This is a genomic window from Acinetobacter calcoaceticus (genome assembly GCF_051947995.1).
In the GTDB taxonomy this organism is placed as follows: domain Bacteria; phylum Pseudomonadota; class Gammaproteobacteria; order Pseudomonadales; family Moraxellaceae; genus Acinetobacter.
The window spans coordinates 86,223-111,939 of the sequence record NZ_JBLVVH010000003.1; the positions used below are offsets into that span (position 1 = coordinate 86,223).

Sequence of the window (25,717 nt, forward strand, 5' to 3'; positions counted from 1 at the left end):
ATAAGATAATTAAGAACCTATAATTTTTAAAATATTATTAATTTTTATTAATAATAAATAGGGCTAGTTGGCTTAAAAAGATGATTCTTATCCGCATTCTATTGAGCTTATAAACACTTGTTCAATTTAAAAATGGAGCTTCTTATGGAAATTTTATCCAAGAGTTATCTCAAGGCAGCAAGTATTCTTTTTTTAGGGTATTTTCTAGTTGCTTGTCATGATGATAAAAATGAAATCGGTTCAGAATACAAGCGACAGGAAACCAGTGCCGCATTAAAAGTTCTGAGTGAACGTTTGGTATGGCAAAATAATCAATGTGATGCGGTATATAGCGGGATTCTTGACCAAAACTTTAAGGCAAAAAAAGCATTGCAAGAATTGAGGGCATCATTAACCGTCTCCGAAAACAATCTGGCTGCTTTTATTGATCAGCGAATGTTACCCAAATTATTACAACTCGAGTCAGAATCCAGCTTCCTTCAACAACGTTGTAATGCACCAGATTATGATGGTTCAGGTGTTAGTATGGAGCGCCCAGCCATGCTGCGTGAAATGGTCAGTGAGTGGCAGGGTACCATTAATTTATTAACCCGGCAGTTAGATAACCCTCCTCAAATGAACAAGGTAATTCAACCAGCAAAACTGACAAATACTAAAGTAAATGTAGATACTGCGGCCTTGGTTAAATTTAAGGACTGTTCAGATAGTTTTTGCCCGGAGTTAACAGTTATTCCAAAGGGCAGCTATCAGATGGGAGGTACACCAGCTGAGCATGAAAGAGAAGAGGTGCCAGCTCAGGCAAGACCTTATGAATTGCCGCAACATCAGGTCAATATTACCCAGCCTTTTGCAATGGCATCCCACGAAACCACAGTGGGCCAGTTTCAGCAATTCCAGAAAGAAACCGGTTGGGAAGTACAAGGCTGCCGCAATTGGGAGGTTCGTGATGGTAATTTTAACATGTGGTATCGAAAGGATCTGAATCCAAGTAACCCGGGATTTGCTCAAACTGCCCAAGATCCAGTCGTATGTGTACGCCGCGAAGATGGTCAGGCTTTTGCTGCATGGTTGTCTAAAAAAACAGGTAAAACCTATCGGTTACCGACCGAGGCTGAATGGGAGTATGCAGCTAGAGCAGGCACCTCAACAACCTTTTACTGGGGCAATGATCCTGAGCGTGATCAAGCTTGTAAATATGCCAATGTTCTGGATATAACTACGACCTCAACCGAAAAGAATACTGCGGCATGGCGTTCATTTAACTGTAGTGATGGCTATGCCTATACCGCACCTGTAGGTTCATTTTTACCGAATGCCTTTGGACTATATGATGTCCTTGCCAATGCCCGTGAGTGGGTAGAAGATTGTTGGCATGCCAATTATCAAGGTGCACCGACTACTCAGGCACGTTGGGGCGCTGAGAATAATGGCTTGTGTCATTTCCCTGTATTACGTGGTGGTGCATGGATTTACAATGTACATAATGTCCGTACTGCTTATCGTAATGCCTATTATTCATCTCAGGCCAGCTCAACCATGTGGGGCTTTCGTGTAGTGCGGGAAATTTGATAAAGAATAAGAAACCTGAATTTGTTCAATTGACTTAATTTATTGATTTAGCTAAAAATAGGGGTTGATTGATCAGCCCTTATTTTTGAGCAATTAGAATGAAAAACTTTAATATGTTAGAGCAAGAATATTTAAAAATACTCTCTAAAGTTGATGAGTCTTTTTTTAATACAGTACATGAATACAGTAAGTTTAAAGAAGGATTATCTGGACTTTTTCTTGCAAGTGAACCAGATCATTACTGGACAGCTAAAAATAAAATTATGATTGTGGGGGCAGAAACTAGGGGATGGAACATCGCGTTAGATCAAATATATGCTTTAGACCATTACATTCTTAAATCAATTGAAAAGAATAAGAACTTTTTCCAAAAAATGATGCTTGAACCTAGAACTAAGAAAATTACTTTTCATGATTTTACGCGAGCGATTGCGGACAAATCTGGAGCCGAAGGATTGATTTACTGTAATTTATTTTGTTTCGCATGGAAGGAAAAAAGCCCAATAAAGTCAAAATATTTTGAAAAAATAAAAAATATTTCATTTGAGCTATTAAATGCACAAATTGAATATTTTGAACCTACTATCATTATCCTCGCAAATGGAAGTCAGAACACGATTTATAGAAGGGAGTTTTTTGATCCAAAATTATATTCTGAAGGGCAGGATTATAGAGGTGAGAACATAGATAAAAATCAGCTGTATAAATTTATATATGATCAAAAATATTTGTGTTACAGAATCCAGCATCCATCTACGATTAGAGGAAAAACAGCTGCTTTGGCTGCACGGAAAAAATTATTAGAGTTACTTCCGGAAGTATAAATATTAATTTTTAGTTATACAGGCACTTCAATTGGAATGAAGTGCCTGCTTGATTCAAATCACCAATAACCCAACATTTTCCACCACAGTCCACCAATCACCACAAAGATGATGATATTGACCACACTCATGACAAAGCCAGCTTTCCACCATTCACCCAGCGTAGTGTAACCTGAACCGAATACCACAGGCGATGTACCCGTTGCATAATGGGTTAAGGTCATCATGATGCTTGACGCTGCTGCCATCATTAAGGCAAATAACATTGGCGGTGCACCTAGCGCCAGTCCAGCCGTATAGAAGGCTGCAAACATGGCAGTGATGTGTGCCGTGGTACTGGCAAACATATAATGTGCATAGAGATAGGCCAGCATCAGCAATAAACAGGCAGGCATCCAGCTGAGCCCCAAATGGCCAATCCCAGTTTCTAGTACAGCTGAGAACCACGTGATTAAACCGAGCTTATTTAAATAAGTTGCCATCATCACCAAAGCTGCGAACCAAGTGATGGTATCCCATGCGCTTTTTTGCGTCAGAATATCTTCCCAAGTCAGTACGCCTGTGATAAGTAATAATCCCAGACCAATAAAGGCAGTGGTCGTCGGATCAACCGCCCAAGCTGAGCCAAAAATCATGGCAGGGATACCTGCCCATAACAGCAGTAAAATCCCAAATACACCCAGCATAATGATTTCATTTTTACTGACAGGCCCCATTTCTTTTAACTTGGTTTTGGCAAAATGCGCTGCGTTTGGGGTTTCCTTGACTTCAGGCGGATACATCCAGTACATGATCAACGGCATGATGATTAAGGCAATTAAGCCCGGTAATAACATCGCCAATGCCCAAGTACTCCAACTCAATGAAATCTGACTGTTGGTTGCTTTTGCCACCAGCTCCACCACCAACGGGTTAGGGGCGGTTGCGGTAATAAACATAGCAGAGGTAATCGGATTGGCTTGGTAGTTGACCAAGGCTAAATATTTCCCCATACGACCTTCGGTGCCTTTGGCAGGGTCAGAGTCGTAACTGGTGGAAATGGCGCGGACAATCGGGTGAATAATCCCGCCACCACGTGCCGTATTGCTTGGGGTAACCGGTGCAAGAATCAGTTCAGACAGCACCATGCTATAACCGATACCAATGGTTTTCTTGCCCCATACCGCGATAAATAAATAGCCCAGTCGTGCACCTAATCCGGTTTTTTGCAAGCCTTTGGAGATCATGATCGAAATACCGATTAACCAGATCAATGGATTGGCAAAGCTGCTGAGCGCATCCTGAATGGCACCACTTGGACTATCGTTGGTAACACCAGTCACAGCGACCAAGGTAATGGCAATAATCGCAATTGCACCAATCGGCATGGCTTTACCAATAATGGCGGCAATCACACCGACAAACATCGCCAATAAATGCCATGCATCAGGATCGACGCCAGCAGGTACAGGAATTACGAACCAGATAATCAATGCAATAAATAAAGAGATCAGCGTCGGGAGAGCTTTAAATCCCATGTTAAATTCCCCTTGTTGTCACGGGTTTAATAAAATTTATAGTTCTTTATGAATGAATCGTTAAAGAAATAACCACGAAGCTTTTATTATGGTTGAAGCGGAGGCTCAACTGCAAAGAAAGTTTTGTTGAAACAGCGTCAGATAGCTCAATGTATTGGCAAATGATCTCGTTTTAAACCTGAAAATAGGGCTTCAAGTGAAAATCCCTTATCAAATTTGAAAACAACATGCTACATTTTGAGCTTGCTTGAACAGACAATAAGTACGGTATGACTCAACTTTCATGGCAGCAATTAAGACGTTTTGTGTATGACAATCTGCATAATGATGACTATAAAAGTACCGTCAGTACCTGCGTAAATTATCTGCTGATTGCCTTGATCATCGGTAACGTTGCTGCCGTTCTGCTGGAGTCTGTGAACGAGTTTTATCAACTGTATAAGCCTTATTTCGATATCTTTGAAAATCTCTCGATCATGATTTTTAGTGGTGAATATCTGCTCAGGCTGTGGAGTATTGTTGAGCAGGAACCACAAGAAGCGGCTTGGAAACAACGGGTTCGCTGGATGAAAAGTGGTGGGGCAATAATCGATTTATTGGCGATTTTACCTGCTTATCTCAATTTCATTGTTCCGATCGATTTGCGTTTCTTACGGGTCTTACGTTTGGTTCGACTACTGAAGCTAACCCGCTATTTTGTTTCCCTGCAAATTTTATTACGCGTCATCCAGCGTGAAAAAGGTTCATTTCAGGCGGTCATCTTTATTCTGGTCATTATGATTGTCATGACCGCATCTGCGATTTATGTGGTTGAAAATAAAGCCCAGCCTGAAGCCTTTAGTTCGATACCGCAATCGATGTGGTGGGCGGTGGTCACCCTTACCACGGTCGGTTATGGTGATGTGACCCCGGTAACCAACTTGGGGCGGATACTGGGTGCATTTATTACCATTCTCGGTGTCGGTATTGCCGCTTTGCCCGCGGGTATTCTGGCTTCGGGTCTGGCCAATGAATTGAATATGCGAAATCAGCGACTGGAACAGGAGTTTCGTGAAGTCTTGCAAGCCAAAGGGCTGGACTTGCTGCATGATCAGCTGGAAATTGAACGGATTCGCAAGAAAGTCGGTTTACCCAAAGAGCAGACCCATGAAATTATCATGCAACTGGTCAGGGAAAAATTGCTTGAAGATCAGGAACAGGAAAAAAAGCATTACCGTTTTTGCCCGCATTGTGGTGAAAAGCTTTCTGAATAATTCAAAAATTTATTATAGAAATGTAGAGCGCGGTTAAGCTCAGGTTCTTAATCATTTCCAAATCTGAATAATTTTAATGCGCTATAACTTCGGTGTGTGAGTGCTTAGCGCTTTGTATACCTGAAAGTAAAATTCGGTCAGTATTAAGTTGTACTTCATTGAGATTAAATTCCATTTAAAAAACTTAACAATAATCTTTATCATTTGTGATAGTTTCTTATTATCTGTTTTGTATTTTTTAAGCTTATTTTAAGTTTACGCATCCTATGAAGTTCTCCCAACATGATTAAGCGGCGTTACCTGATTTTATTATTACTTCCACTGGCAATGATTTCCTTATTTGTCGGTGTAGGCGAGATGAGTCTTGCGGGTTTGTGGGCGGGTAACCCTCAAGACTGGCAACTGTTCTGGACCAGTCGTTTACCGCGCCTGATGGCAATTGTGGTGGCGGGTGCGGGGCTAAGTGTCTGCGGTCTGATCATGCAGTCGTTGAGTCGTAACCGTTTTGTGTCTCCCACCACCGCAGGTCTGTATGACTGTGCCCGTTTAGGCGTTCTGGTTTCGATCATTTTACTGCCCAGTGCTTCAATTTTTATTAAAACCGGTTTTGCCATTGCGGTAACGCTTATTGGCGCGATGGCCTTTATGACTATTCTGGCGACGCTCAAGCACCGTGATACGGTTTTTGTGCCGCTGGTGGGGATGATTTTTGGCAGTATCATTTCAGCCTTTACCACCTTTATTGCGCTACAACTGGACTTGTTGCAGAACTTGGCGGGTTGGCTTCAAGGCGACTTTTCCACCATTTTAAATGGGCAATACGAGCTGATCTATCTCAGTGTACCGGTATTGATTCTGATTTATTTCTTTGCCAATCGTTTTGTTCTGGCTGGCTTAGGACAGGATTTTGCCACCAATCTGGGGCTGAATTATAAACAGACGCTTTTTATTGGCCTGTTACTGGTGTCAGTGATTACCGGGGTAGTGATTGTGACTGTCGGGGCGATTCCATTTCTCGGTTTGATTGTACCGAATCTGGTAAGCCTATACCTCGGTGACAATATTCGCAAAACCCTTTCACATACTGCATTGTTGGGGGCTTTGCTGGTTCTGCTTTGCGATGTATTTGGTCGGGTGATGATTTTCCCTTATGAGGTCTCTGTCAGTCTGATTATGGGGGTAGTGGGCAGTGTCATTTTTCTGTGGCTGCTACTTAGGAGATATCGCTATGCCTCATAAAATCAAGTTAATGATTTTAGCCATAGTGGTGATTGCAAGTATTGCACTCTATCTTGGCTGGAATCTGGGTGTGGCATGGCAATATGCCTTGAATCTACGTTTAAAAACGGTTGCAGCCATCGTGGTAGCGGGAACTGCGGTCGGTGTGTCGACCCTGGTTTTCCATACCATTGTCAATAATCGGGTGGTGACACCGCAGGCTTTGGGACTGGATAAATTATATGAACTGTCCAAAACGGCGATTATCTATTTCTTTGGTGCCAGTACGTTATTGTCACTGAATTTTGTGACCGATTATCTGATCAGTCTGCTGCTCATGGTGACTTTTGCCTTGCTGCTGTATCGCTTTATTTTCCAGAAAGTGGCGCAGCAAAATATTTATTTCCTGCTGTTGGTGGGGCTGATCTGTTCGACTTTATTCGACAACATGACCACTTTCTTTCAGGTCTTGCTCGATCCGGATGAATTCCAGATTGCTGCCTATGCCGGCTTTGCCAGTTTTAATGTGGTGAAGATGGAAACAGTGGGCTTGTCCTTACTCACCATTGTGCCGATTCTGTTGTATAGCTTAAAGCATTATCACACGCTCGATGTGATGGCGCTGGGACGCGATCATGCGCTGAATCTGGGACTGGATTATGACAAGACCAGTCGTTTGCTGTTGATTCTGGTGGTATTGGCACTGGCTTCTGCAACAGCTTTGGCTGGCCCAATGATGTTCCTGGGTCTGTTGGTACTTAACATTACCCTGGAACTGTTTAAGACCCATCAACATCATGTCTTACTACTGGGCATCATTCTGGTCAGCATTTTATGTCTGATGCTTGGACAGTTCATGGTGCTGCATGTGCTGAATTTCAAAACTACGCTCAGTGTGATTATTAACTTTGTCGGTGGAATTTATTTCTTCTGGATTTTATTGAAGGAAAATAAAAAATGGCAATAGAGCTCAAGCATTTAAGTAAAAGCTATCAGCAACAGCGGGTCGTGAATGACCTATCGCTGAATATTGCCAAAGGGCAATTTACCGCATTTATTGGGCCGAATGGTGCAGGCAAAAGTACCGTGCTTTCGATGATGAGTCGTTTAATCGAAGCGGATCAGGGACAGGTTTTGCTGGATGGTCAGGACTTGCAACAGATGAAAAGTGCCGATATTGCCAAAAAACTGGCGATCTTGAAGCAGTCCAACCATACCGAGCTGCGTCTCAGTATCGAGGATCTGGTCGCTTTTGGCCGGTTCCCGTATTCACAAGGACGTCTGACTGAAGATGACCGTCAAGTGATTGACCGTTGCATTGCCTATATGGATCTGGATGCCTTACGCCACCGACAAATCAGCGAATTGTCGGGTGGGCAGCGACAACGCGCCTATATCGCCATGATTCTGGCACAGGACACCGAATATATCTTGCTGGATGAACCCTTGAACAATCTGGATATGAAGCACTCTTCCCAGATTATGCGGGTGTTAAAAGATCTGGCCGAGAATCATGGCAAATCAATTATTGTCGTGATTCATGACATTAACTTTGCTTCTGTCTATGCCGATCACATCATTGCCATGAAAGAAGGTGAGTTGCTGTATCAAGGGCATCCACAACAGTTGATGGATGAACGTATTCTGCAAGATATTTTCGATTTCCATATTCCGATCCAGCAGGTTCAGCAACATAAATTAGGTTTGTATTTTATTAGTTAGGAGCTTGTTATGCTTTTCAAGAAAACATTGCCAGTCATGATGTTAAGTGTAGCCTTGGCTGCATGTGGTAATTCCAGTACACCTTCGGCAAATCAGGACAGTCATACTGCTGCTACACAGGATACCTTAAGTTTTAACAGCAAGGCCGGCCAGATTAGCATTCCTGCGAATGTGTCCCGTATAGCAGTGCTGGATACCAGTGCCCTAAATACCATTCATGCTTTGGGTGCGGATGATAAGGTGGTGGCCTTGCCAAAAGGTACGCCGTTACCGAAAGTCTTGCAAAATTTCAGCAATGGTCAATATCTGGATGTTGGCACAGTCAAAGAGCCAAATCTGGAAAAAATTGCAGCCAGCCAACCTGAACTGATTCTGATGAGTGGACGCATGGAAAACCTGGTCGGTCAGATCAAACAGATTGCGCCGACTTACTTTGTCGATGTGGATTACAACGACCAGTTCAATTCGTTTAAACAGCAAACCCTGAATATTGCTGAAATGGTGGGCAAAAAGCCTGAAGCGAAGCAACAATTGCAAACTTTAGAAAAAGAGATCGCAGCCTTAAAAGCCAAGACCAAAGGGAAAACAGCATTGGTGATTCTGGTCAATAACAGCAAGATTGCAGCCTATGGCCCAGGTTCGCGTTTTGGCAATATTCATGATCTCTATGGTTTTACCCCAGCAGACCCTTCGATCAAGGTGGGATTGCATGGTATGGCGGTGTCACATGAGTTTATTGCCCAGAAAAATCCTGATTACCTGTTCGTGATTGACCGTGGTGCAGCCATTACTGAAAATCAGCAAGGTGCAAAACAGGTGTTAAATAACCAGATCATTAACCAGACTAAAGCGGCTAAAAATGGCAACATTGTCTATCTGGATTCGAGTAACTGGTATTTGATGAACAATGGTCTGGATGGGATGAAAGCCATGCTGAAAGAAGTGGCCGATGCGGTGAAGTAAAATCCAGTCTGTCCGCCTGATAACAACAAACCCGAAGCGTTTGCTTCGGGTTTTTTATATGATAAAGGGAAATAAACACGACCTTATAAGATGATGCGTATTTCTTTACTGTATTTGGGCACAGCGATTTTAGCCTTTTTATTGATCATTTCAGGAATTCAGCCTTTTGACCGGACCACATGGTGGCTTGAAGTCACACCGGTATTGATTGTGATACCGATATTGTATGCAACACATAAAGCTTTTCCCCTCAGTCCGTTGTTATATGGGCTTATTTTCTTGCATGCCATTGTATTGATTGTTGGTGGGGCGTACAGCTATGCGCGTGTACCGCTGGGTTTTGAACTTGCACAATGGTTTGGCTTGGATCGTAACCCATACGACAAGATCGGGCATTTTATGCAGGGCTTTGTACCTGCTATGGTTGCGCGTGAAATCCTGATTCGCAATCATATTTTAGCTAAAGCTAAGATGCTGAGCTTTATTGTGATCTGTATTGTACTGGCAATCAGTGCCAGTTATGAGCTGATTGAATGGGCTGCTGCATTGTTATTGGGACAGGGTGCAGAAGAATTCCTTGGAACACAAGGGGATGAGTGGGATACACAATCGGATATGTTTTTTGCCCTGATCGGGTCGATCACGGCCTTGTTATTCTTATCAAAATGGCATGATCGACAAATTGCAAAGCTAATGCATTAATATCAATAGCGGAATCTGCTGTTAAGACACAGCAGATTCATTGCTCTGTGAATAGCGGGCATACGCCAGGGCAATCAATAAAATGGCTAAACCACCCAGACTTAAGACAAAGCCGACCCAGATCGGTGCTAACCAGCCCATATCATGACTCAAAACCCATCCGCCCAAAAAAGCACCCAGAGCATTCGCGAGATTAAATGCCGAATGGTTGAGGGAGGCTGCCAGCGTTTGTGCGTCACCCGCAATGTCCATGAGATGGGTCTGTAAGGCACCACCGAGACCAATCACGGTAAAACCAATCAGGAATAAGGCTGCAATCGCGGTATACAGATGAGACATCATAAAGCTGGCGGCTACAAAGGCGAGGGCCGAGCTGATCAGAATCCCGATAATGGTTTTAAACAGGTTTTTATCGGCCAGCCAGCCAGCAACTAAGCCACCGATGACCATGCCTATGCCCCAAATCGCTAAAGCAATTGGCACGACACTGATATTGGCATGGGTATATTCGGTGAGAATCGGAGAAACATAGCTATATACCGAGAACATGCCCCCAAAACCAATGGCACCTACGGCAAGGGTCAGCCACATATTGATATTCTTTAAACCTGCCAGTTCAGCCTTGATACTCGCGGTTTTTTGCAATGGAATATTCGGGACAAATAAACTGACCCCAATCAGGGTAATAAAGGCGATCACGGCAGAAAATTCAAAACCTGATTTCCAGCCAAATTGTTGCCCCAACCATGTGGCAATCGGTACTCCAATCACATTGGCAATGGTTAAGCCCATCATCACTTGGGCAATCGCCGTGGCACGGCGTTGTTTGCCTGCCAGTTCAGCTGCAACCAGTGCCGCTACACCAAAGTAAGCCCCGTGTGGAAAACCGGCAATAAAGCGGGACAGCAACATGGCTTCGGGGGTGGTTGCAAACGCTGTCGCTGCATTGGCCAGACCATAAAACAGCATCAGGCCCAGCAATAAGGTCTTACGTGGAACCTTAGCGCCGAGGATGGCAATAATCGGCGCGCCGACCATCACGCCCAATGCATAAGCACTAATAAAATAGCCTGCATGCGGGACACTGACATTTAAATCAGTGGCGATTTCCTGAATCAGTCCCATCGCCACAAATTCAGTTGTTCCAATACAGAAACTACCGACGGCGAGTGAGAAAATCACCAGAAATAAGGAATAGTGGGATGTTATGGGTGTGGGAGAACTTGGAGAGGTCATGAGTCTCTAAAAAATAATATCTGGAGCAGGGATTATTTTTTCATACCTCTGTCAAAACCGATAGAGAGGAAAGTGGAATTTTCAAATAAAATTAAGAAGGAGCGGCACAAAAGCTAAGCACGGCATGAATAGGGTAGCTATTGTAGCGATGTAGAGGAATAACACCTAAATAAAGCCCATTATGAGAATGAGCTTTATCCTGAGTTATCGCGTTGTGGCGTGGGTGAGGCTTAGAACATGGTATTACTATTGGCACTGTTTTCTGGAACCGACTGATTGGCATCCCAATGTTCTACAATTTTGCCATTTTCTACCCGGAAAATATCAAAGCCCGCATTTTCTGGCTTATTACTTTGCTTGCTGCGGAGGTGCACGGCCACCAGATCACCTTCAGCAATGACCCGTTTGACTTCATATTGTGCTGCAGGATCATTTTGGAAGAGCTGCTCAAAGAAGGAGACAAAGGGCTCTTTACCATCTCCAATCCAAGGATTGTGCTGAATATAATGATCGGCCAGGTAACGGTCGGAAAACTCCCTGACCTGATGTTGTTCAAAGGCACCTTTAACAAAAGCCGTGACCAGCTGTTTATTGGCAGCGGTTTCTGCAGGCGATAAATTCATTTTATTGGGGCCATCAAACATCACGTCCGGATTGGCTTTGGTTCGGTCATTTTCTGGGACAGCCTGATTGACATCCCAGTGCTCTACAATGATGCCATTCTCAACCCGATACAGATCGAAACCGGCATTGGTCGGCGTATCTGCATTCAGTTTACCCTTGACCTGTAATAGCACCAGATCATCTTCGGCAATGGTGCGTAAAATGTTGTATTGCGCTTCTGGATTATCTGCCAGACGGTTCTCAAAAAAATCAATAAAGGGTTGTCTGCCATCGGCTACATAGGGGTTGTGTTGAATATAGTTTTCGGCGATATAACGTTCAGAGAACTCCCGAACTTTTTTATCTTTAAATACACCTTCATAGTAGGTGGTGACCAGTGACTTATTACGCTCAGTTTGCTGTTGCTGGGTATCGTTGCTGCTTTGAGAATCCTGCTCGGGATTTGAATCGTCATTACAGGCGCTGAGGGCTAAAGGAAGCAGGAGCGTGGTTAAAATAAAAAGTTTCTTCATTATTATGAATCCATCGTTAGAACTCGAATAATAAGCATAGGGTTAAGCTTCACTGGCTTCTGAACAATCACGACATATTTTGTAAAGACTTGGTAACCGGTGACGGTGCTAGTGAAACCGTAAAAAAATGGAGGTGTTGCAATCTAAATAGCCAGCAGAGGGTGTGAAGTTAATAGATGATCATAATAATATTAATGATAATTGTTTACATTTGTGTATACTGCAGGTCATACATTTTAAATGACAACTTACGGGGTGGAAAAATGAAAAAATTATTAATCAGTTCATTGCTACTTGTTTCTGGCTATAGCGCTGCACATGAACCTTATGTTGCACCAATTGCCTATACAACTGAACAAACACAAGTGGCGATTATTTCTGGCTATGCAGAAGAAGCCTTAAACAGTGAATATGCCTTGAAAGATGCAAAATTTGAGATCACTGCGCCGAATAATACCAAAACCACCATTCAAGCGAATACTAAACTGGACTCAGCGACCGTATTTGATTTGAAACTGCCTGAAGCAGGGACTTATCTGGTGCAAACCAAAGCTTCATATCCATTGAAGTATGTGCAGGATCAAAAACAATGGAAGATGTTTTTTGATATGCCGGCCGATAAAGCGCCTGCAAAAACTGAGCGCGATTTTGTGATTCCTGCCGATCTAAAAAGCAAGAATATCAAACCAGTTGAAATCACGCGCGAATGGACATTATTGACTTATGTCAGTAAGGAAAAACATACACCCGTTCAGGCCAGCACAGCACCGATTCAGGTTGAGTTTTTAACGCATCCAAACGAGTTAAAGGCCAATCAGGCAGTAAAAATTAAAGTATCGAAAGCCAATAAAGCTTTAGCCAATGCCGATGTGGTGATTCGTGCTAAAGGTGCGACCGATAAGCAAGGAATCAGCTTGAAAACGGCGACGGATGGCAGTGCTGAATTGTTATTTCCGAAAGCAGCGGAATACTTGATTGAAGTCAGTGAAACGGTAGATTCGAAACAAAAGCCAGGCAATCAGTTCTACAGCATTATCAGTGTTGCTGTAAATTAAGATGTGAAAAGGCTAATTCACTAGAATTAGCCTTTTTGTTTCGACTGCCTTGTTATTGACTGGATTCATCATCCATGGCGTTACTATAAAATTTCACACCCAGTTGGATCCGGTCGCGACCATTGCTCATCCGCCAGCGGTTAGTATCTCTGAGTGAATAGACGCAGCCGCAATATTCCTGTTGATAGAACTCTTCACGTTTGCTGATTTCCAGCATGCGGACTGCACCGCCATGTTTGCGCCAGTTATAATCCCAATATTCAATGTCCGGATAATGCGCGGCAGCACGTAGACCACAGTCATTAATCTGCTGCATGTTTTTCCAGCGCGAAATACCCAGCGAACTGCTGATCAGGCTAAAACCGTGTTCATAGGCATAAAGCGCCGTGCGTTCAAAACGCATATCAAAACACATGGTGCAACGAATGCCTTTTTCAGGTTCATTCTCCATGCCTTTGGCGCGCGCAAACCAGTTGTCGGTATCGTAATCACAGTCAATAAACGGAATATTGTGTTTCTCGGCAAAACGGATATTTTCTTCCTTACGAATGAGGTATTCCTTCACTGGATGGATATTCGGATTATAAAAAAAGATCGAAAAGTCGATTCCTGATTCAATCAGGGTTTCCATAACTTCACCGGAACATGGCGCGCAGCATGAGTGCAGCAGTAACTTGTCATGTCCTTCGGGTAAGCTCAGTTTTTGGCGTTCAAGCGTCTTTTGACTTTGACGGGTCATAGGCGACATGGTCTATAAAAATAATTTGATATTGTAAAAGTTTTAAATGGGCAAAACGTTTGAATTAACTGAAATATTCTCAGTTCGAGCTGAAAAATTTTAAAGCATAAAAACAGATATGATTATCAAAGAACTTTTCTCTTGAGATGAGGCTTGTGAGTTCTGTTAAAAAAATACATTTTTTATATGAGAGACTTTCACGTACCAGAAAAATCTTGAAATCAAGCTCATGTTGAGGCTTGCTAATTAATTTTATGTTAAGATGAAATAAATTCAATTTTGGTTTTTGTTGTGCTAGAACTTCGTCATTTAAAAACATTACTTGCGCTAAGAGAACATGGTTCATTGGTCGCTGCGGCTACCGATTTATGTCTGACGCCGTCTGCAATTTCTCACCAGTTAAAAGAACTTGATCATTGGTATGGGGTAGAAGTGGTGAATCGCCGTAGTCGCCCTGTCAGCTTCTCCAATGTTGGTGAACGTCTACTCAAATTGGCAGATGATGTATTGCCACAAGTTCAGATCGCACAGACTGATATTACCCGTATCGTGCACGGCCAGACGGGACGGATTATCTTTTCTTCAGAATGTCACAGTTGTTTTGACTGGTTGATGCCGTTATTGAATCAGTATCGTCATCAGTATCCGGATGTAGATTTGGACTTTGCTGCGGGGTTTGAGTCGAATCCTCACGAACTGCTGCAAAATGCCGAGTTTGATCTATTGATCACGGCAGATCCGATTGCATTGAAGGGAATTGAATATTTCCCAATTTTCAAATATGAATCACGCTTGGTTCTGTCTAGCACACATCCTTTGGCACGTGCCGAGCAGGTGAGCGTGCAGGATCTGGCAGAAGAAACCTTGATTACTTATCCGGTTGATAAGCATCGTCTGGATATCATGGCGCATCTGTTTATTCCAGCCAATGTCTATCCGAAGCACATCCGCACTACAGATCTGACCCAAATGCTGATCCAGCTGGTGGCAAGTGGACGCGGCATTGCGGCATTGCCGGATTGGGTGGTCAATGAATATGAGCAAAAAGGTTGGGTGGTCAGTCGCCGTCTGGATTGTGTCGCTCCGGAAGGTCTGAGACGTACACTGTATGCGGGTTATCGGGTCGAAGATAAAGAGAAGAACTATTTTGAAGGCTTTATCAAGCAATTGGAAAAGTTTTCCAAGATGCGTGCCGTGTATTATGAAAATTAATCCAAGGTCTTATTATGAAAGGTAGCTATGCGCTACCTTTATTTTGATGAGATGACCCGGCAGATGTTATAGACGTTAAGATTTCCCGATCAGTAGCGACAAAATCCCAGCAGCAATCAGTGGGCCAACCGGAACGCCTCTTAACAAGGCGACACCTGCTACTGTACCGATCAGAAGGCCGGCAACCACATCGGGTTGATTACTCATTAACTTAACACCTCGTCCGCCTAGCCATGCGACCAGCAGGCCAACGGCAATTGCCGCCAGAGATTTGATACTGATAAATGATTTAAGAATGCTTTCGCCACTGATCTTGCCACTGGCAATCGGTGCAAGTACGCCAATAGTGAGAATAATGATACCAATATTCAATCCGTGGCTCTGAATATAAGGAAAAAACTGGTTTAAAGGGGTGAGTTTGACCAGGATCAGACACGCTGCGGCTACCGTCACCGCCGTGTTTTGGCTAAAGATACCGCAACCTAATAAGACCAGCAGTACCACTAAATTGATATCGAATTGAGAGAACATTGCAGGGTATAAACAGGGGAATAAAGTTGAATTATACCGCAAATTGCTGTCATTTATTAGACAAGACAGAGGATAGGATACCAAAGGTGGAATAGTGCAGGAGTTGATATTTTATCTTGAAAGAAAAGCCATCTCTAAAATTAGACATGGCTTTTCCTGAGAAAATTAGGCAAGTTTTTTGAAGGTTCCGTAGTAAGCAATTTGTTCATCCCAGAACTGTTCCCATAAATCACAGTATTCAAGACAGATTTGACGGATTGAATCGTATTCAGATTCAACGCAGGCCTGTGCCAGTACAAACCATAAATCATCTTCATGGTCGTCATCAGCCGCTTCGGCAGTTGCATCATGTGAAACACCATGGACATAATAATAACCACTATCCACATCAAAACCGACCGCTTTGGTGGCCTGACGTAGTGCAGGACTGAATAAAATCACTTCTTCTTCTGCAACGGCGAGCAAAGCTGAAACTGCCTGATAGCTGTTAAACGAATTTTCCAGATAATGACGTACCCGTTGTGCAATCAGTGATGGTTGATAGTCATTACGCTCAGACTGGGTCAAATCAAAGTCATTGAGCACATCTTCAAATAATGGGTAATGTGCATATTCCGGGTTGCCGGAATAATAACCTTCCTGATCCAGACCTGGACGGAAACCAAACTCATCCAGAATGTTCAGGTTCAATAAAAAGCGCGGGAACATTTTGGAACCCGATAATAAACGTGGTTCTAACTGCTTGGTCTGGAATTGAGCCATCAGCAAGGCATCGGTAAATACCTGCACAATGGCATGTCGATATTCAAGATGAATATGTTTTAAAGTCTCTTTGTCAATTACACCGTCATTTAAAAGTTGAATGGCAGGATGCCGTGAAACAGGATGGTTTGAAATTTCTGCTCGTAGTTTGTTCAGAAAATCCAGGTTCTTGTTCCATAGATCCGTAGAAATACTGTTTTTCATACCCTCAATCGCTTTCTGTCTCGGGTTGTTAAAGTTTTCAAATTTTTTTGGCATAGTCTTGTACTCGATGAATTAATAATATTATTGCTTTTCCAATTATTTAGTTAGATTTTCTTTGGCTGATTATGAATATAACTATTGTTTCAACCAAACATCTTTTTATTGGATGATTTAAATATAAAATGATTTTTTTGTGAAATCAATTTATTAAGCCGGCTAAAAAATGCCAAGAAAGCTTATTATTTAACTTAACTGTAAATAAAGGTGAAGTAATTCACGGTATATTTTTTTAATTAAAAAATAGAAAGATTTTTTTACAAATGAGCTTGTGTATAAGCCGTTTTTTTCATACCCTATAAGAGGAACAATAAAGAAAATTTGACTTTTCTATAATGCTCTTAAAATAAGATAAACATACATAGTGGCCAGAAATTTCCAGCATGTAAACTATGTCTTAATAATACGTTAAGTTTTTTGATAGAATTCTAAAAGGATAATAAAATGTCAAAAAAAGAAGATATTATTGCAACGGCTCTAGACCTTTTTAACCGTCATAACTACAGCTCTGTAGGTGTGGACCGAATTATCAGTGAGTCGGGCGTTGCTAAAATGACGTTCTATAAGTATTTCCCGTCTAAAGAGAACCTGATTGAAGAGTGCTTGTCCCGAAGGAATAAAAGCATTCGGGAGTCTATCGAGAAAGAAATCAGCCTCAAGGCACAAGATGACTATTTAGGTAAAATTAAAGCTGTCTATTTTTGGCATCTTGGCTGGTTTAACTCGGATGATTTTCATGGTTGTATGTTTCAAAAAGCGTCATTAGAAATTTTACAACAGTATCCTTCCATTATTCGCCCAATCATGGAATATCGTGAGTGGTTAATGGCATTGGTAGAGGACCTGTTTGTAAAAGCACAGGTTTATCAGCCTCATGTATTAACAGCGATGTATATTAATATTCTGGACGGGATGACCTCGTATGCAAAAGTAAATAAAGATCATGCCCAGATTGAAGAGTGCTGGTATTATATTGAGCGATTAATCCATTTAGATGCTGCATAATGGCTTATTATTTTAGTTAGGCTAAATAATGATCTTTGTATAAATAAAATTACATTTTTATAAAACTTAAAATAAAAAACCGAGGACTTATCCTCGGTTCTTTTTATAAAGCAATATTATTTTTCGACGAAGGCACGTTCAATCACATAATCGCCCATGACACCCATACGTGGTGATTCAACCAAACCGTGTTGATCCAGCAGCGCAGCGACGTCTTTCAGGAACGCCGGGCTACCACAGAGCATGGCACGGTCAGTTTCACGGTTAAAACGAGGTAAACCAATTTTTTCAAACAGCTCGCCAGTCTCAATTGCCGTAGTTACACGACCTTGGGTGTGGAACGGTTCACGTGTCACAGTCGGATAGTAGATCAACTTGTCTTTGATGCCTAACTCTTCAAAGAATTCATGATTCGGAAGTTCATTCAAGATTAAATCTTGGTAGGCAAGTTCAGATACATAACGTGTACCGTGCACCATAATCACTTTTTCAAACTTCTCGTAAGTTTCCGGGTCACGAAGAAGAGAAAGGAATGGGGCAAGGCCTGTACCAGAAGATAAAAGATATAAGTTTTTACCTGGCAGTAAATCGTCGTGTACCAAAGTGCCTGTAGGCTTTTTAGAAATAAGGATTTCGTCGCCCACTTGTACTTTTTGTAAAATAGAAGTTAATGGACCGTCTTGTACTTTAATAGAGAAGAATTCAAGTTCTTCTTCATAATTCGCACTGGCGATCGAATAAGCACGCATCAAAGGCTTACCATTCACTTCAAGGCCGATCATTACAAACTGACCATTTTTAAAACGTAAGCTGACGTCGCGTGTAGTTTTAAAACTGAAAAGTGTGTCATTCCAGTGGTGAACATGAGTAATGCGTTCAACGTTAAAAGCAGCCATTAAAGGTCTCGATCACAGTTAAAAGAAACAGATCGCTATTCTAATCTAAAATCATTCTCGATAAACTGAATATATTTAATTGTGTTTATAAGAAAAAGTGATGAACAATTCTGTAGTGATGCCAATCATTGGTCATATGTGTTCGCCTTATCGTGAGAAATTCGGCATCCCACGCCAGCCAAATCTGGTGCAGGTCGAGTCTTATATAGAGATGACGGCGGCTTATAGCGATATTCTGGCATTTGAAGGTATCGAAGAGTTTAGCCACTTATGGCTGCTATGGCAGTTCCATGAGAATAAAAATCCAGATAACACCTTGAATCAAATGCCTAAATTTCGTGCACAAGTGCGTCCGCCAAGACTGGGAGGCAACCAGAAAATAGGGGTTTTTGCAACCCGAAGCATGTATCGTCCATCTCCGATCGGTTTATCGGTGGTACAGTTTTTACGCGTTGAAAAGCATGGTAAAGCGGTACGGGTCTATGTCACGGGCAGCGATTTGCTGGATGGTACCCCGATTTTGGATATCAAACCTTATATCCACTATTCGGATGCGGTGACCGAAGCTGTGAGTGGATATGCACAAGAACAGCCACAGCGTAAAACGGTCGTTTGGTCGGAAAATGCACAACAGCAACAGCAGCAGTTATTAAAGCTGGGGATTTTGCATAAAAAGATATTCGATGAACTTGAACAAGTGTTATCTTTAGATCCTCGACCTGCCTATCAAAATGATGCTGAACGTGTGTATGGAATGCGCTTTGCAGTATTGAATGTACGTTTCACGGTTGGTGAAACGGATGTTACCGTTGTTGCAGTTGAACAGAGTTAATACTTTAAAAAATATAAATTTAGTTAAGAAAATGGGGGATGGACGGTGATGCAAGCTCAGGCAAAATTCGCAAACTTTTCTTTTACGATCGATGTGACCTGGTGTCTGGAACAGCTACTCAAAGATGGCCGGATCACGGAACGGGACAAACTGCTGGTACAGACCACACATCGGCAAAAGGATCAGTTGAAATGGCATCCTTTACAGTGGATTGCCAATTTCGGCCTCAAAGACCAGCTGAATGTGGGTAGTACCTTATCGCTGAATCGTTTGTGTCAATGGCTGGCTGAGAAAGCTGATCTTCCATTATTTATCATTGATCCGCTTAAAGCCGATGTTGCGGCTTTAACCAGCGTCATGTCGCAGGAATTTGCAGCCAGAAATCATATTCTGGCGGTAGAAGTACACGCAGACCGGATTCTGATTGGAACCGATCAGCCCTTTACAACTGAATGGCTGAACAATCTGGAACGTAGTCTGGCCCCTAGAAAGATTGAAAAGGTGCTGTTAAATCCCGAACAGTTACAACGTTATATTGTTGAGTATTATCAGGTTAGTCGTGCGGTTACTTCCTCACAAAATGCCAGTATTCATGACCGGGAAAATAAAGGTGTTGAGGCTTTATTACAGTTGGGGGATACCCAGAATCCCGATGCCAATGACCAGCATATTGTCAAACTGGTGGACTGGGTGCTGCAATTTGCGTTTGAGCAAGGTGCCAGTGATATTCATCTGGAGCCGCGCAAAGACAAAGGCAAGGTACGTTTCCGTATTGATGGGGTGCTGCATACCATCTATAACATGCCAGCGAATACGCTGACCGCGGTGATTTCCCGTATTAAAATTTTAGGTCGCATGAATGTGGCGGAAAAGCGTAAACCGCAGGATGGACGCTTAAAAACCCGGACACCGAAAGGACAGGAAACCGAATTACGTCTTTCGACTTTGCCAACTGCTTTCGGTGAAAAGCTGGTGATGCGTATTTTCGATCCGGAAGTATTGGTGCGGAGTTTCCAGCAACTGGGTTTTGAAGGTCATTTATTGCAGAGCTGGCAGCAGCTGACGCAACACAGTCATGGCATCATTTTGGTTACAGGGCCAACAGGTTCGGGTAAGACCACCACGCTGTATTCATCTTTAAAGCAGCTGGCAACCGAACAGGTCAATGTCTGTACCATTGAAGACCCGATTGAAATGCTGGAGCCCAGTTTTAACCAGATGCAGGTCAATCCAAACATTGAGTTAGGCTTTGCAGATGGCGTGCGTGCCTTAATGCGTCAAGATCCTGACATTATCATGGTCGGGGAGATCCGTGATCATGACACCGCAAATATGGCGATTCAGGCTGCATTAACAGGGCATCTGGTGTTATCCACCTTACATACCAATGATGCACCGTCCAGTTTGACGCGTTTACATGATCTAGGCGTGCAACCATTCCTGACTGCTGCCACAATTCTTGGTGTTCTGGCTCAACGTCTGGTCCGTCGCCTTTGTCCGCATTGTAAACAGGAAACGCCTATCAACGAGCAAGAGTGGGAACATCTGACCTTTGATTATATGATGGACATGCCCACCAGCATGTATAAAGCGGTGGGATGTGAAGCTTGCCGTCACACCGGCTATAAGGGTCGAGTCGGGATTTACGAGTTTATGCCGGTTAGCCTGGAACTCAAGTCTCTGATTAGTGCACATGGCACACTCAATGATTTAAAAGCACAAGCGAAAAAAGAAGGCGTTGAGCCCTTGCGGATTGCGGGTGCGCGTAAAGTGATTGAGGGTGTGACCACCTTAGAAGAAGTATTGCGCGTGGTGCCATTAAATTAAGCTACGGCGTTATCTTCAGATTCACCTCATCTTGGTTTGTTTTAATGACTGCATCGAAATGATGAAACCACGATGAGGGGAAACAAGATGAACCTATTATCTAAATGTGCAGTTGTTGCTGGCTTGGTTGGCGCAACTACTTTTGCCGTAGCCAATACCACTGCCGTAAATCAGCAAGCCTTGGCGCCGACACAAATCACCACAGTCAAACAGGCTTTGACCCTGAAAGATGATAGCCCAGTCAAATTGAAAGGTTATGTGGTCAAAGCAACGGGTGATGAGAAATATCAGTTTAGCGACCAGACGGGTTCAATGACGGTCGATATTGATGATGACTTGTGGCAAGGTAAGCCGGTATCAGCAAAAACACCAGTGACCTTAATTGGTGAAATCGACATCGACTATAAGCCAGCGAAACGTGTTGAAGTAGATGTCGATCAGGTTCAATTTTAAAAATTGATGGACCAACAAAAAACCACATGATCATCATGTGGTTTTTTGTTGATGATTTATTTTAAGATCATGTGAAAGATCAACACAGTGGGCGATTAAATGCGAATTTTACTGGCTGAAGATGATGCCTCTCAGGCGGAAAGTATCAAGGCCTGGCTGGAAATGGATGGTTATAGCGTTGACTGGGTAGAACGTGGCGATCATGCGATTCTGGCAGCCGAACAGCATCAATATGACTGTATCCTGCTGGATCGGGGCTTACCGCAAGCCTCAGGAGATGAAATTCTGAAAAGCATTCGCCGGCAAAATAGCAAAACCCCCGTGATTTTTATTACAGCCAAAGACCACGTCCATGATCGGGTCGAAGGACTGGATCTGGGGGCGAATGACTATCTGGTCAAGCCATTTAATCTGGAAGAGTTATCTGCCCGGGTTCGTTCCCAGTTACGTCAACATCAGACGCAAGCCAGCCAATATCTTCATTTTGCCAATTTACAACTTGATCCCCAAGCCAAAACCCTGATTCAGGAGGGGAAAGTGGTGAATCTTACTGCCAAAGAGTTTCAGATTTTATATAAGCTGATGCAAAAACCTGAACATATTGTGACACGGGAGCAACTGGAAGAATCTCTGTATGCATGGGGTGATGAAATTGAAAGTAATGCCATCGAGGTCTTTATCTATCAGATTCGTAAAAAGATTGGCGGGCAATATATCAAGACCATTCGCGGTCTAGGCTATCGCATGCATCAGGGTGAATAGGATGAAAGTGGTGTCACTACAAACCCGTCTGGTTAAAACCTCATTAGTCAGTTCAATCATTGCAGGTGGTGTGGCCTTACTTTTGTTCGCCGTGATTTCCGTGTATCAAACCATGCAGGTACAAGATGAAATCATGGACGAGATTTCAGATATGTTGTTGATGACCGACTTGACCCAACCCTCAGGACAGCAGATTGATGGACTAAGTGATGAGTTTGATATCCAATATCAGTTGCGCAATTCGCAGCAAGTTTTAACCCAGTCTGCAGCTTTTCAGCTTGATCCACAGCATTACAGCCTGATTACAGCCAGCCATGGTGATTATGGCATTATTTGGCAGCAGGGCCAGTTATGGCGAAGCTATGCGGGAGATGATGAACATGCGCATATGCAGGTACTGATTTTACAGCCTCTAGGAGATCGTTTTAAAGATTTGCTGAATCATTTCGCTGGTTATACCTTGATCTTGCTACTGGTATGGCTAATGCAATGGATCATGTTGCATTTCCTGATTAAACGGCAATTTAAGGTAATCCATCAGTTATCTTCAGACATCTCAGCAAAGAATGCAGATGATTTGAGCCCGATATCAACTGGAGAGGTGGAGCTGAAAGAGTTACAGCCCATGTTGGGGCAGCTCAATCGACTGCTACAGCGCCTCGAACAATCCTTGCAAGCAGAACAGCGTTTTACTGCGGATGCTTCTCATGAATTGCGTTCGCCTTTGTCTGCGATTCAGCTTCGATTGCAGTTATTGCAACGTAAGTATCCTGAACGGGCGGGTGATTTTGTACCGATGCAGCAAGATGTCAATCGCGGCATTCAAACGCTGGAAAATTTACTGCTGTTGGCGCGTCTCGATCCTGAGCATGCGAATAATCTGCCGAAATCCCAGTGTGACCTAAATACGGTGATACAAGAGGCAATGCAAGCCTTGGCATTATTTGTGCAGGACAAGCAGATTCAAATACAACTGGATGTCTCAGCACAGCCCAAGATGCTGCATGCTAATCAACAGCTGATATTTACCTGTGTCCGCAATATAATTGATAATGCGATCCGCTATAGCCTTGAGCAAGGACAGATTTATATCAGTTTGAAGCAACAACAAGATGCAATAGAACTTGTGATCGAAAATGAAGGGCAAGGCTTAGACAACGATATATTAGAGCGATTGGGAGAACGTTTTTATCGCGCTTTAGGTACCAAAACACAGGGCTCCGGTTTAGGCCTGTCGATTTGTAAAAAAATTATTGAATTGCATCAGGGCAAAATCAAGTTTTCCCAATCCTGCTATGGCGGACTGAAAGTGAGTATCCAGCTGCCTGTATAAATTTTCTCATGAGCAACATAAAAAAAAGCAGCATGCGCTGACATACTGCTTATTCCCACGTTTATTATTATGCGGTTGTTATTATATTACTTCGTTAAAATCAGGCGATTATTACGGGTTAGACGTAAACGGTATTCTTCACCCGCATGCATAATGCGGATTTCGCGTCCCAAGGCAAAAAGATTGTTTGAATGCAACATTGGCAATGATTGGGCTGCATCTGTACTACGAGTAAATAGGTTGAATGGTGCGTTCATTTGTTATGCTCCGTGGTGTGTTCTTTAATGTTTTAAATGATAATCATTATCGAATAGACCTGTCAACGGAAATTTTAACAATTTACAAAATCAGTGATTAATTTTGTTTTTAGTCATGTGAATTCGTGTTTAAACACCTTAAAATCTGGATAAAAGATGAGAGATTTTAGTCTGTTATGACCAAAGCTACAGTTGATGTTGCAATCGCAATTTTATTACATAAAACCAAAGTATTGGTCGGCTGGCGACAGGCCAGCCAGCATCAGGGCAATAAACATGAGTTTCCAGGTGGAAAAGTTGAAGCAGGTGAAACACCAGAGCAGGCTTGCCGCCGTGAGATTTATGAGGAAGTGGGCATCGGTTTAAAGGACTGGCATGTTTTTGATGTGATCCGTCATGAGTATGACGATATTATTGTAAATCTGCATTTATTCCATGCCTATGTGCCAGATGAATTGCTTGATCTGATTCATCAACCGTGGGGCTGGTATAAACGTGAGCAACTGGCCGAGTTAAATTTTCCAAAGGCCAATGATGCGATTCTACAACGTTTGATCTGGCCTCATCTCATCAAGATCAGTGGGCAGATTGAAGCCTTGCCACAACAACAGGCGCTCTTATATTGGCGTACTGATTGTGCTGATATTGATCAGATCCAGTCGCAGCTTTTAAGCTTGAGCGATGCGCAATTACAGAAATTGATGATCAATGTCGAGCTCTGGCAGCAACTGGATGCTGAATTACGCGATAAAATCTCCACCATTCATTTAAAGCAATCACAGTTGATGAATTTCAGTAAAGCTGGCTTGGTGGTTGGGAAGCGCTTTATCGCAGCTTGTCATGATGCGGTCTCTTTGCAACATGCGCATCATATTGGTTGTGATGCAGTGTTACTAAGTCCGGTACAGGCCACTGAAACGCATCCTGGAGCCAAGGAATTGGGCTGGGAGGGTTTTGATGAACTCGCCCGAACCAGTGATATTCCTGTTTTTGCCTTAGGGGGCGTTGCACCGGCTGAATTGAAACAAGCCCAAAAACATCATGCTTATGGGCTTGCCGGGATCCGTCAGTTTAGTGTAATTGACTAGGATTAGAGTGCCTGAAGGGCTCTACGTGCTTCTTGAGCTTTCACCGAATGATTGCGGGCTTCACTGGCTTTCAGAATAATTAACCACAATTGCTTTTTCATGGCATTGCTTTGTGCGTAGCTTAAGCCACGGCGGGCCAATGCTTCTGCATTGGCATACTCTTTACGTTGATCGGCAATCATGGCCAGATACAAATAGGTTTCCGTGGCCTGTGGGGCGATACGTTGCGCCTGAAGAGCATAACGTTCCGCCTCTGCCAGTTGCTGCTGTTTATAAGCGACCTGGGTTTTTTGCATCAAGGTTTTAAATGCAGGTAACTGGCTACCATCATTAAACTTTTGTTGAACCTTTTGTTGCGGCACAACCACAGGAACGCTTTGACGCTTAATCTCTTTTTGATCATAAGGCGTAATTTTTACCCCGGAAGAAGGTTGAGTCACTTTCTTCTGCGGGTGAGTTGGCGTATTCTTGGTCGGCGCCTTTTCAGGTGCCGTGGTACACCCTGCGAGTATAAGTATTCCGATAATCGCTGCTGTTTTCTTGATCATGTCCCATCATCCTTTT

The 25,717-nt window shown here is 43.0% G+C and carries 26 protein-coding genes; 17 read left to right on the plus strand and 9 right to left on the minus strand.

The annotated features are described in order from the left end of the window. The first annotated feature begins 144 nt into the window (after positions 1-144). The gene (locus ACNQO6_RS06245; RefSeq protein ID WP_440208410.1) at positions 145-1,569 is read left to right on the plus strand and encodes a formylglycine-generating enzyme family protein; all 1,425 of its coding nucleotides are present in this window, start codon (positions 145-147) and stop codon (positions 1,567-1,569) included. A gap of 98 nt (positions 1,570-1,667) precedes the next feature. Further along, positions 1,668-2,393 (plus strand): hypothetical protein, encoded by a 726-nt coding sequence (locus ACNQO6_RS06250; protein ID WP_343580968.1) that lies wholly within the window; start codon positions 1,668-1,670, stop codon positions 2,391-2,393. A 59-nt stretch (positions 2,394-2,452) separates the two neighbouring features. Here the strand turns inward: ACNQO6_RS06250 and ACNQO6_RS06255 are convergent, their stop codons facing one another. Next, positions 2,453-3,910, minus strand: coding sequence for a DASS family sodium-coupled anion symporter (locus tag ACNQO6_RS06255; protein ID WP_440208411.1), 1,458 nt, complete (start codon positions 3,908-3,910; stop codon positions 2,453-2,455). 269 nt (positions 3,911-4,179) lie between these two features. On the opposite strand from ACNQO6_RS06255, the gene ACNQO6_RS06260 reads away from it, so the two are divergent. The 6 genes from ACNQO6_RS06260 to ACNQO6_RS06285 all read left to right on the plus strand — a co-directional run bounded on the left by ACNQO6_RS06260 (position 4,180) and on the right by ACNQO6_RS06285 (position 9,768). Further along, complete coding sequence (locus tag ACNQO6_RS06260; protein WP_440208412.1) at positions 4,180-5,163, plus strand: ion transporter; 984 nt, start codon at positions 4,180-4,182, stop codon at positions 5,161-5,163. Between the two features lie 282 nt (positions 5,164-5,445). Next, complete coding sequence (locus ACNQO6_RS06265) at positions 5,446-6,402, plus strand: ABC transporter permease (protein ID WP_440208413.1); 957 nt, start codon at positions 5,446-5,448, stop codon at positions 6,400-6,402. After that, positions 6,392-7,348: an iron chelate uptake ABC transporter family permease subunit gene (locus tag ACNQO6_RS06270; protein ID WP_440208414.1), complete on the plus strand. Its 957-nt coding sequence runs from the start codon at positions 6,392-6,394 to the stop codon at positions 7,346-7,348. Before ACNQO6_RS06265 ends, ACNQO6_RS06270 begins: the two co-directional genes overlap by 11 nt. Further along, positions 7,339-8,103 carry an iron ABC transporter ATP-binding protein gene (locus ACNQO6_RS06275; protein WP_440208415.1) on the plus strand — a complete coding sequence of 255 codons (765 nt, stop codon included), beginning with the start codon at positions 7,339-7,341 and terminating at the stop codon, positions 8,101-8,103. Before ACNQO6_RS06270 ends, ACNQO6_RS06275 begins: the two co-directional genes overlap by 10 nt. A 9-nt stretch (positions 8,104-8,112) precedes the next feature. Continuing rightward, positions 8,113-9,066 carry a siderophore ABC transporter substrate-binding protein gene (locus ACNQO6_RS06280; RefSeq protein ID WP_343580962.1) on the plus strand — a complete coding sequence of 318 codons (954 nt, stop codon included), beginning with the start codon at positions 8,113-8,115 and terminating at the stop codon, positions 9,064-9,066. A gap of 93 nt (positions 9,067-9,159) precedes the next feature. Beyond that, positions 9,160-9,768, plus strand: a complete 609-nt coding sequence (locus tag ACNQO6_RS06285) for a DUF2238 domain-containing protein (protein WP_440208713.1) — start codon at positions 9,160-9,162, stop codon at positions 9,766-9,768. Between the two features lie 21 nt (positions 9,769-9,789). Here the strand turns inward: ACNQO6_RS06285 and ACNQO6_RS06290 are convergent, their stop codons facing one another. Further along, positions 9,790-11,004 carry an MFS transporter gene (locus ACNQO6_RS06290; protein ID WP_005230935.1) on the minus strand — a complete coding sequence of 405 codons (1,215 nt, stop codon included), beginning with the start codon at positions 11,002-11,004 and terminating at the stop codon, positions 9,790-9,792. A 230-nt stretch (positions 11,005-11,234) separates the two neighbouring features. Beyond that, on the minus strand, positions 11,235-12,140 hold the full coding sequence (locus tag ACNQO6_RS06295) for a nuclear transport factor 2 family protein (protein WP_440208416.1): 906 nt from the start codon (positions 12,138-12,140) through the stop codon (positions 11,235-11,237). Between the two features lie 263 nt (positions 12,141-12,403). Between ACNQO6_RS06295 and ACNQO6_RS06300 the strand changes: the two genes are divergently transcribed. Then, on the plus strand, positions 12,404-13,195 hold the full coding sequence (locus ACNQO6_RS06300) for a DUF4198 domain-containing protein (protein WP_440208417.1): 792 nt from the start codon (positions 12,404-12,406) through the stop codon (positions 13,193-13,195). 52 nt (positions 13,196-13,247) lie between these two features. Here ACNQO6_RS06300 and ACNQO6_RS06305 read toward each other — a convergent pair whose 3' ends face one another. Then, entirely contained in the window at positions 13,248-13,943 is a 696-nt protein-coding gene (locus ACNQO6_RS06305) for an epoxyqueuosine reductase QueH (RefSeq protein WP_440208418.1), read from the minus strand. Positions 13,944-14,225: 282 nt separating this feature from the next. Between ACNQO6_RS06305 and ACNQO6_RS06310 the strand changes: the two genes are divergently transcribed. Further along, entirely contained in the window at positions 14,226-15,146 is a 921-nt protein-coding gene (locus ACNQO6_RS06310) for a LysR family transcriptional regulator (RefSeq protein WP_005230927.1), read from the plus strand. Between the two features lie 75 nt (positions 15,147-15,221). Here ACNQO6_RS06310 and ACNQO6_RS06315 read toward each other — a convergent pair whose 3' ends face one another. Next, the gene (locus ACNQO6_RS06315; RefSeq protein ID WP_005230925.1) at positions 15,222-15,677 is read right to left on the minus strand and encodes a DUF441 domain-containing protein; all 456 of its coding nucleotides are present in this window, start codon (positions 15,675-15,677) and stop codon (positions 15,222-15,224) included. 165 nt (positions 15,678-15,842) lie between these two features. Further along, positions 15,843-16,697: a hypothetical protein gene (locus ACNQO6_RS06320; RefSeq protein WP_202739944.1), complete on the minus strand. Its 855-nt coding sequence runs from the start codon at positions 16,695-16,697 to the stop codon at positions 15,843-15,845. Between the two features lie 447 nt (positions 16,698-17,144). Here ACNQO6_RS06320 and ACNQO6_RS06325 point away from each other — a divergent pair, with 447 nt between their 5' ends. Next, positions 17,145-17,705: a TetR/AcrR family transcriptional regulator gene (locus ACNQO6_RS06325; protein ID WP_440208419.1), complete on the plus strand. Its 561-nt coding sequence runs from the start codon at positions 17,145-17,147 to the stop codon at positions 17,703-17,705. A 116-nt stretch (positions 17,706-17,821) separates the two neighbouring features. On the opposite strand, the gene ACNQO6_RS06330 is transcribed toward ACNQO6_RS06325, so the two are convergent. Next, positions 17,822-18,601 carry a ferredoxin--NADP reductase gene (locus ACNQO6_RS06330; RefSeq protein ID WP_004772583.1) on the minus strand — a complete coding sequence of 260 codons (780 nt, stop codon included), beginning with the start codon at positions 18,599-18,601 and terminating at the stop codon, positions 17,822-17,824. 118 nt (positions 18,602-18,719) lie between these two features. On the opposite strand from ACNQO6_RS06330, the gene tsaA reads away from it, so the two are divergent. From tsaA to ACNQO6_RS06355, 5 genes are all read left to right on the plus strand, one after another. Then, a complete protein-coding gene (tsaA, locus tag ACNQO6_RS06335; protein ID WP_440208714.1) occupies positions 18,720-19,433 on the plus strand; it encodes a tRNA (N6-threonylcarbamoyladenosine(37)-N6)-methyltransferase TrmO in 714 nt (237 codons plus the stop codon). A gap of 48 nt (positions 19,434-19,481) precedes the next feature. Next, positions 19,482-21,260 carry a GspE/PulE family protein gene (locus tag ACNQO6_RS06340; RefSeq protein ID WP_440208715.1) on the plus strand — a complete coding sequence of 593 codons (1,779 nt, stop codon included), beginning with the start codon at positions 19,482-19,484 and terminating at the stop codon, positions 21,258-21,260. Positions 21,261-21,347: 87 nt separating this feature from the next. Next, positions 21,348-21,713 carry a NirD/YgiW/YdeI family stress tolerance protein gene (locus tag ACNQO6_RS06345; RefSeq protein ID WP_440208420.1) on the plus strand — a complete coding sequence of 122 codons (366 nt, stop codon included), beginning with the start codon at positions 21,348-21,350 and terminating at the stop codon, positions 21,711-21,713. Positions 21,714-21,812: 99 nt separating this feature from the next. Further along, positions 21,813-22,475, plus strand: a complete 663-nt coding sequence (locus ACNQO6_RS06350) for a response regulator transcription factor (protein WP_343581693.1) — start codon at positions 21,813-21,815, stop codon at positions 22,473-22,475. 1 nt (position 22,476) lies between these two features. Then, positions 22,477-23,808, plus strand: a complete 1,332-nt coding sequence (locus ACNQO6_RS06355; protein ID WP_440208421.1) for a sensor histidine kinase — start codon at positions 22,477-22,479, stop codon at positions 23,806-23,808. An 86-nt stretch (positions 23,809-23,894) separates the two neighbouring features. Here ACNQO6_RS06355 and hemP read toward each other — a convergent pair whose 3' ends face one another. Then, the gene (gene hemP, locus ACNQO6_RS06360; RefSeq protein ID WP_004661888.1) at positions 23,895-24,065 is read right to left on the minus strand and encodes a hemin uptake protein HemP; all 171 of its coding nucleotides are present in this window, start codon (positions 24,063-24,065) and stop codon (positions 23,895-23,897) included. Positions 24,066-24,241: 176 nt separating this feature from the next. On the opposite strand from hemP, the gene ACNQO6_RS06365 reads away from it, so the two are divergent. Beyond that, positions 24,242-25,153 (plus strand): NUDIX domain-containing protein, encoded by a 912-nt coding sequence (locus ACNQO6_RS06365; protein ID WP_440208422.1) that lies wholly within the window; start codon positions 24,242-24,244, stop codon positions 25,151-25,153. 2 nt (positions 25,154-25,155) lie between these two features. On the opposite strand, the gene ACNQO6_RS06370 is transcribed toward ACNQO6_RS06365, so the two are convergent. Further along, complete coding sequence (locus ACNQO6_RS06370; RefSeq protein WP_440208423.1) at positions 25,156-25,701, minus strand: tetratricopeptide repeat protein; 546 nt, start codon at positions 25,699-25,701, stop codon at positions 25,156-25,158. Between the last annotated feature and the right edge of the window lie 16 nt (positions 25,702-25,717).